Origin of the sequence: Neisseria sp. HMSC03D10 (assembly GCF_001807625.1) — a bacterium.
Lineage (GTDB): Bacteria > Pseudomonadota > Gammaproteobacteria > Burkholderiales > Neisseriaceae > Neisseria > Neisseria mucosa.
Genome location: NZ_KV789564.1, coordinates 1 through 7,289 on the forward strand (window position 1 = coordinate 1; position 7,289 = coordinate 7,289).

7 protein-coding genes are annotated in these 7,289 nt (G+C 51.5%); 4 read left to right on the plus strand and 3 right to left on the minus strand.

Going from position 1 to position 7,289, the window contains the following annotated elements; genetic code table 11:
* Positions 1 to 71 precede the first annotated feature (71 nt).
* Both HMPREF3066_RS07815 and HMPREF3066_RS07820 read right to left on the minus strand, forming a co-directional pair.
* The gene (locus HMPREF3066_RS07815) at positions 72 to 380 is read right to left on the minus strand and encodes an HAD family hydrolase (RefSeq protein WP_060975291.1); all 309 of its coding nucleotides are present in this window, start codon (positions 378 to 380) and stop codon (positions 72 to 74) included.
* A gap of 112 nt (positions 381 to 492) precedes the next feature.
* Positions 493 to 1,287 carry an inositol monophosphatase family protein gene (locus tag HMPREF3066_RS07820; RefSeq protein WP_036492236.1) on the minus strand — a complete coding sequence of 265 codons (795 nt, stop codon included), beginning with the start codon at positions 1,285 to 1,287 and terminating at the stop codon, positions 493 to 495.
* 76 nt (positions 1,288 to 1,363) lie between these two features.
* Here HMPREF3066_RS07820 and HMPREF3066_RS07825 point away from each other — a divergent pair, with 76 nt between their 5' ends.
* Positions 1,364 to 2,089 carry a 16S rRNA (uracil(1498)-N(3))-methyltransferase gene (locus HMPREF3066_RS07825; protein ID WP_070441837.1) on the plus strand — a complete coding sequence of 242 codons (726 nt, stop codon included), beginning with the start codon at positions 1,364 to 1,366 and terminating at the stop codon, positions 2,087 to 2,089.
* 200 nt (positions 2,090 to 2,289) lie between these two features.
* Entirely contained in the window at positions 2,290 to 3,252 is a 963-nt protein-coding gene (locus tag HMPREF3066_RS07830; RefSeq protein WP_070441840.1) for a beta-ketoacyl-ACP synthase III, read from the plus strand.
* A 416-nt stretch (positions 3,253 to 3,668) separates the two neighbouring features.
* Here HMPREF3066_RS07830 and HMPREF3066_RS07840 read toward each other — a convergent pair whose 3' ends face one another.
* Entirely contained in the window at positions 3,669 to 4,496 is an 828-nt protein-coding gene (locus tag HMPREF3066_RS07840) for a factor H binding protein domain-containing protein (protein ID WP_060975295.1), read from the minus strand.
* A gap of 422 nt (positions 4,497 to 4,918) precedes the next feature.
* Between HMPREF3066_RS07840 and HMPREF3066_RS07850 the strand changes: the two genes are divergently transcribed.
* Together HMPREF3066_RS07850 and fabD are read left to right on the plus strand one after the other, a co-directional pair.
* Positions 4,919 to 6,208, plus strand: coding sequence for a DUF1294 domain-containing protein (locus tag HMPREF3066_RS07850; protein ID WP_070441846.1), 1,290 nt, complete (start codon positions 4,919 to 4,921; stop codon positions 6,206 to 6,208).
* 19 nt (positions 6,209 to 6,227) lie between these two features.
* Positions 6,228 to 7,154 (plus strand): ACP S-malonyltransferase, encoded by a 927-nt coding sequence (fabD, locus tag HMPREF3066_RS07855; RefSeq protein WP_070441849.1) that lies wholly within the window; start codon positions 6,228 to 6,230, stop codon positions 7,152 to 7,154.
* The last annotated feature ends 135 nt before the right edge of the window (positions 7,155 to 7,289 follow it).

Here is a 7,289-nt window from a genome sequence, read left to right on the forward strand (position 1 = left end):
GTTGAGTATTGTACTATTTTGTTTTTAATTGAATATATTTAAATTCCATCGGGCAAAATATCGCTTTGCAGTTATCCGTCGATTTGCCCGCTGTTAATAGGAAGGAAGTGGGTGCAGAACCGCCATTCATGTACCGCTTGATCGTCAATATAGGCGTTTGGTTTGGGTAAAAATGCTTGGAAACATTCCGATATGCCCAATTCTTCTGCGCTGCGACGGGCGTAGTCGCCCCCACCGCTGCTCCAGAGGTAAAGCATATGTCCGTTTTCATGCAGGCGGCGGACTTGGCGGATGACTTCGGGCATGGGGATGCGCGTGCTGCCTACGCTTCTGACAAGGGTGTCGTCCACATCAATGAAAATAACGGAAGGTCTGCTCATCAGGTTTATTGCTTCAAAATGGGTGGGTTGATGTCAAAAAGGTCGTCTGAAAAACCTTTTCATATTTTCTATCGTTGTTTTGTTCAATTAATGCTTTTTTGTTAAAACGGGTTTATTGGTTCTCCCGTATCCATTTTTCCCAACGCTCGAACAGGGCGGGTTGCAGGGCGGCGATGACGGAGCGTTTGAAAACGTGTTCGCCGCTCCAGAAGTCGTCGCCTTCCAAAGTGGACAGGTTGCCGCCTGCTTCTTCGAAAATCAGCGCGCCGGCGGCGTAGTCCCACAGTTTTTGCCCGCCGTGGACGTAAACGTCGTAGCGTCCGCTGGCGAGGTAGCACCAGTCGAGTGTGCTGCTGCCCATGCTTCGGATGGTGCCGAAGGGGGCGAGCGTGCTCATACGGCTGGTGAGTTTGCCGGAACGCAGGTATTTGATTTCGACGCCTGCGATGGCTTCGCTGAGTTTTTTGTCGACGGTGCGCAGGGGCAGTGGTGTGCCGTTGAGGTATGCGCCTTTGCCACGTTCGGCGTAGAAGCATTCGCCGCTGACGGGGTTATAGATGATACCGAGTTCGGCGCGGCCGTTTTTGACGAAGGCGACGGAAACGGCGAAATGGGGCAGTCCGTTGACGAAGTTGTTGGTGCCGTCTATGGGGTCGACGACCCACAGCCCATCGGTATGCGCGTGCAGTTTCCAAAGGGTGGTTTGTTCTTGTACGCTCATTTCTTCGCCGAGCATGGGGCTGTCGATCAACAAGGGCAGGGCGGCGGCGAAGGCAGTTTGGGCGGCGAGGTCGGCTTCGCTGAGCATGGAGCCGTCTTCTTTGCGGTGCGACGGGGTATTCAGGAAGCGCGGCATGACTTCGGTTTGCGCGATGTGCCGGACGACTTTTTGCAATCGGTGTAACACTTTTTGTCCTTGTTTTTGCGGTTGGGGTGCGAAATCGTATAATCGCGTTATTATATCCGTTTTCACTTGAAGAACCATGTCCAGATTTTATCTGCCTGATGCTTTATATGCGGGGCAAGTCGTTGAACTGCCTGATAATGTTGTGCGTCATTTAAATGTTTTGCGCGTGCGCTGCGGGGAGGAGGTCGTTTTGTTTAACGGCAATGGCAAGGCGTATCCCGCGCGTTTGGATGTTTTGGAGAAACGCCGTGCCTGCGCGGAAGTGTTGCGCGAGGAGGAGGCGGACAATGAGTCGCCACTGAAAATCACGCTGGTGCAGTCGGTATCGAGTGGCGAACGTATGGATTTTACTTTGCAGAAAAGCGTGGAGCTGGGCGTGGTGGCTATTCAGCCGGTAATCAGCGAACGCTGCGTCGTGCGCCTGAGTGGCGAGCGGGCGGATAAACGGGTGGCGCGTTGGCAGGAAATTGTGGTGTCTGCCTGCGAACAAAGCGGCAGGAATATCGTGCCGGAGGTGCGGCCGCTGCTGCCTTACCGCGAGGCTTTGAAACAGATGTCGTCTGAAACAACCAAGCTGTTGATGAGTTTGAACCGCGCCCAAAGTTTGCGTGCCGTCAAGCCGTTTTCAGACGACCTGATTTTTATGGTGGGGCCGGAAGGCGGCTGGACGGACGAGGAGGAGAGAATGGCGTTTGATGCGGGATTCCAGTCGGTAACGCTGGGCAAACGGGTGTTGCGGACGGAAACCGCTTCTCTGGCGGCGATTGCGGCGATGCAGACGCTTTGGGGGGATTTTGTGTAACCGAGGTCGTCTGAAAACGGGATATGGAAACGTAAATTTTTAGATGGTTTGAAAAGTAAGTTTTATTGAAATCATATGCTTATATTTGTTTTTCAAGCCGTTGCCCGCTTTACCTGTTTTACGCCCTCGCGGCGTTGGGCAATTCATCCGTTTTCGCTTACAATAGCCGATTATCCGAATCAACGCTCAAAGGCCTTCACATGCAATACGCCAAAATTTTAGGTACCGGCAGCTATCTTCCCGCCAACCGCGTCAGCAACGACGATTTGGCGAAAAAAGTCGATACGTCCGACGAGTGGATTACCGCCCGTACCGGTATCAAGTTCCGCCATATTGCAGACGAAGCCGAAAAAACCAGCGACCTCGCCGCCGAAGCATCACGCCGCGCGCTGGTTGCAGCGGGTGTCGCTGCCGATGAAATCGATTTGATTATCGTGGCGACCGCCACCCCCGATATGCAGTTCCCGTCCACCGCGACCATCGTCCAGCAAAAGCTCGGCATAGCAAACGGCTGCCCCGCATTTGACGTACAGGCGGTCTGCGCGGGCTTTATGTACGCCCTGTCCACTGCCAACGCCTACATTAAAAGCAGCATGGCGAAAAAGGCTTTGGTCATCGGCGCGGAAACGTTCAGCCGCATCGTGGATTGGAACGACCGCACGACCTGCGTTTTGTTTGGTGATGGCGCAGGCGCGGTAGTGTTGGGCGCGTCCGACGAAGCGGGCATCATCCACAGCAAACTCAAAGCAGACGGCAACTACCTCGACCTGCTCAACGTACCCGGTCAAATCGCCAACGGACAAGTTTGCGGCTCGCCCTACATTACGATGGACGGGCCGGGCGTGTTTAAATTCGCGGTCAAAATGCTCGCAAAAATCGCCGACGAAGTCATCAGCGAAGCAGGTTATACCCCCGATCAAATCGACTGGCTGGTGCCGCACCAAGCCAACAAACGCATCATCGACGCCACCGCCAAACACTTGGGTTTGAGTATGGACAAAGTTATCTTGACGGTACAGGAACACGGCAACACATCCGCCGCTTCCATCCCGCTCGCGCTTGATGTCGGCATTCAAAACGGTCAAATCAAGCGCGGACAAAACCTGCTGCTCGAAGGCATAGGCGGCGGCTTCGCTTGGGGCGCGGTATTGGTGAAATACTGATTTTTTGTCCGTTTGAAACTTAAAAGGTCGTCTGAAACTGCGCCGGAGCGGTTTCAGACGACCTTTTTGATGGATGCGTGTCCGTATAGTGAATTCAAGCAGGGGTTATCCATGTCGTTATTCCCGCGCAGGCGGGAATCCAATTTTGAATTGCAGCAATTTCTTTTCAAACAAAGATTTCTTGAGCTTACCGATGAATTCCTGCCTGTGTGGGAAGGCAGACGGCAAGTGTCATATCAAAAGAAGATGACCAGCCCTATATCCGCTTAAAATATGAAAGGTCGTCTGAAAACCTGATGCTTTGGGTTTTCATACGACCTTTCATCATTCAGACCTTATGAAAGTCCAAAAAATGCGCTGTTCGATCAGACACAGATGGCATTTGCCATATGATTTTCCTGCTTCGTACAAAGTATTTATTTACCGTCCCGCGTACCACCGAAACCGATATTGAAAAACGATTTGAGTTTACCTGCAATCGAGTCGGCATTCGGACCAAAGATGCCCAATTCGTAATTGCCTGCCGGTATATAGTCCGGATTATAAGGATCGCCCGACCTGGCAACATCGACATTGCTTCGTACACCCATGACTTCCTGTCCGTCCAGATTGATTTTTTCGAGCTTGCCCTGTCTCAGCATGATGTCTCCAAAATCTAATTGAAGCGAGGAAATTTTTCCATGGCCGGTACGTTCGTCGAAATCTATGGTGTATTCCAAAGAACCGGGACTTGTGCCGTAGCCAATAGTACCTTCTACAGGATCGGTTCGATCGTTAAAAGCATCGCCGTGATAAACCACCTTGCCCATTTTAGGCAAGGCTGACTCAAGTGTCGGGGTGCCGCTGATTTGGATATCTGTAACCTCTCCAGTGTAGCCGTTAGCTTGCAGCTTCGTTTGCGTAATGCCTGTAACTGTCGAGTAAGGCAGTTCGTAAATCCGCTTGGCACTTTTATCCGGCATGGTTGCCAGCGTCAGCTTCGGCTCTTTGGGAGCGTTGCCTGCTGTCTGGTCTGTTGGCGGTTGGGTTGCAGGCGTTTGCGGTTTGGTGTTGTCTGCTGCTTGGGTTGTAGGTGAATCGCCGCTGCTGCCACCTGATTGATCTGCGGCCGGTGTGGTTGCAGGCGTTTGCGGCTTGGCGTTATTTGCTGCTTGGGTTGAGGGAGAGTCTCCACCGCTGCTGCCACAGGCGGCAAGTGCGACTGCGAGGATAGACAAAGAGAAGGCGCGTGATAGGTATGTCATGATATTTCCCTAAGCTCGTTTATGGACAATGTAAAGGATAATGTAAAGATTTTCTTCGGGTGCGAAGATGTTCATTCTCTTATGTTTTTTATAATTTTTCAAGAAGTTATTTTAGACTTTGGTCAGTTTTTTGATAGGGGGTTAAGAGGGAGTTTTTCATTTAATTACATTGAAACAGGGAGGGGGGAAGCTTTTTGTATGCGTCAATTTATTTTTCAAATGCACAACTCAATGCTTGTAGATACCTCCTAATTCTTTTCACGCAAAAAAGGTTGTCTGAAAACGTGTAGTTGCTTCAAACCGACACCGTTTCAGACGACCTTTTATTCATTATGGTTAAATTCTGCATAAATTATGATAAATCGGTATAATTGGAAAGCTGGTTATTATCCAATACATTTTTTCCTTAATATAAAAATAAAATGAACCATAATAAACATTACGGGACAATCGCCCATTGGTTCGGGGAAATGAGCCGCGGCTCCATTATTTGCGACGAGTCTTCGCAACGCATCTTTGCCAACCGCCAATCCCTCCACCCCGATTATCAAGAACCTGAAACCGGACACCGTGTCAGCTTTCAAATAGAAACGGAAAACAACCGCGCCGTCGCAAGGGGTGTCGAGCGCGTCAATCCGGGTTATAAAAACAATGACAGCGCGGTCATTACGCTGACCGACTGGGATTGGTCGAAGAATGGTGGTTATGGAATGGATGTTTCAAATGAAGGGCAGCCGGTCTTTGTGCTGGGACAGTTTCTTGCCGACCAAACCCGTACGCCTAGGGCGGGCGACCGCCTTGAAGGCACGCTCCGCCGCCATCCCAACGGACAATGGCTACTGGTCAATGCCGTTATCCGCAGTACGCCTGAGTCCGAACCCGAGCCTGAATCGATACACGCTGCGCCCGCCCAAAAAGCGCAAGGTCAAACCGTACACTTTTTCCGTCCGGAACACGGTCCTAAAGTTGAAGTCAAAATTGAGCAGCCGTTGGTTGCTGAAACCCGCTATCCCGCTCCGAAATCCGCCCAAAGAAATCTGCTGCCACCCAATCAGGTTATGAGCGGTACGATTACCACATGGGATGATGCCAAAGGCTACGGCTTTATCCGTTTCGGCGACGAATCCCAAAATATTTTCTTCCACATCAGCGCGTACCATTACAATACCTGCCGTCCGCAAACAGGGCAGCGCGTCAGTTTCTACTGCAACCGCCCGATGGAAGGCAACCGCCAACAAGCCGTCAAGGTTGTCCGACTGGGCGACGAAGCATTCCTGTTTGACGAATTGCCACCCGACTACAACAGGCTCAATATCGATATGCAGGCACTCCTGATCAACAGCGTCATCGCCGTCGTTTTCCTGACCGTTGTCGCCGTGCTTTCCAATAAACTGTTTTTCATTTACGTCCTTATCAGTATCGCCGCCTTCATCCTCTATCAACAGGACAAGCAGACGGCGATGGAGTCCGCGCGCAAAATCAGACGTAAAAACGAATACCAAAACCGTATCCCAGAAAATAAACTGCACGCATTCAGCCTGCTGGGCGGCTGGCCCGGTGCATTGGTTGCGCGCGCCGCGTTCCGCCACAAAACCAAGAAAGTTCCTTTTGTTCAGATTTTCTGGCTGACAGTGGCAATAAATGTTGCCATTACCTATGCCCTGCTGATACATTACGCCGATAATCCTCTGACGAATTTTCTGAAAAACTAAACTGAAACAAAGGAATATCATGTCTTTTGCATTTTTCTTCCCCGGTCAGGGTTCGCAAAGCCTCAATATGATGGACGGTTTCGCAGGACAATCGGTCGTAAAAAACACCTTCGACGAAGCTTCCGCCGTATTGGGTCAAGATTTGTGGGTGATGATTAACGGTACGGACGCCGACCTCATCGGGCAGACCGTGAATACGCAGCCCATTATGCTGGCTGCCGGTGTTGCCGTTTACCGTGCTTATCTTGAAGCGGGCGGCAAAACGCCTGCCGTCGTTGCCGGCCACAGCCTCGGCGAATACACTGCACTCGTTGCCGCCGGTGCATTGGATTTTGCGGATGCAGTCAAACTCGTCCGCCTGCGCGCCGAACTGATGCAGTCTGCCGTGCCGCAGGGCGTAGGTGCGATGGCGGCAATCCTCGGCTTGGAAGATGAACAGGTTAAAGCCATTTGTGCAGAAGCCGCGCAAGGCGAAGTGGTCGAAGCCGTCAACTTCAATTCGCCCGGACAAGTCGTGATCGCGGGCAATGCCGCCGCCGTCGAGCGCGCCATGAACGCCGCCAAAGAAGCGGGAGCCAAACGCGCGCTGCCGCTGCCTGTATCCGTTCCTTCACATTGCAGCCTGATGAAGCCTGCTGCGGAAAAACTTGCCGAAGCGCTCAAAACCGTTGAAATCAAACAACCGCAAATCCGCGTCATCCATAATGCCGATGTTGCCGCTTACGACGATGCAGAGAAAATCAAAGACGCGCTTGTCCGCCAACTTTACAGCCCTGTGCGCTGGACGGAAACCGTCAATGCGCTGGTTGCTGAAGGCATTGCCGAATCCGCCGAATGCGGACCGGGCAAAGTGTTGGCAGGTTTGGCAAAACGTATCAACAAAGAAGCCGTGTGCAGCGCTTTGACCAATTCCGAACAAGTTGCTGCCTTTATCGAAGCGCATTAAGTTTGCCGCTTGTTATGTTTCAGACGACCTTTCTTAATGAAAGGTCGTTTTTTAATGTCTGTCGGTTGTGTTCGGATAGGGGAGGGAATAGCAACAGGGGGATGTTTTATAGTGGATTAACTTTAAACCAGTACG

Bases quoted from the DNA above. Each gene is read 5' to 3' on its own strand.
- HMPREF3066_RS07815 (WP_060975291.1), bottom strand. From the start codon at position 380: ATGAGCAGACCTTCCGTTATTTTCATTGATGTGGACGACACCCTTGTC.
- HMPREF3066_RS07825 (WP_070441837.1), top strand. From the start codon at position 1,364: ATGTCCAGATTTTATCTGCCTGATGCTTTATATGCGGGGCAAGTCGTT.
- HMPREF3066_RS07830 (WP_070441840.1), top strand. From the start codon at position 2,290: ATGCAATACGCCAAAATTTTAGGTACCGGCAGCTATCTTCCCGCCAAC.
- HMPREF3066_RS07840 (WP_060975295.1), bottom strand. From the start codon at position 4,496: ATGACATACCTATCACGCGCCTTCTCTTTGTCTATCCTCGCAGTCGCA.
- HMPREF3066_RS07850 (WP_070441846.1), top strand. From the start codon at position 4,919: ATGAACCATAATAAACATTACGGGACAATCGCCCATTGGTTCGGGGAA.
- fabD (WP_070441849.1), top strand. From the start codon at position 6,228: ATGTCTTTTGCATTTTTCTTCCCCGGTCAGGGTTCGCAAAGCCTCAAT.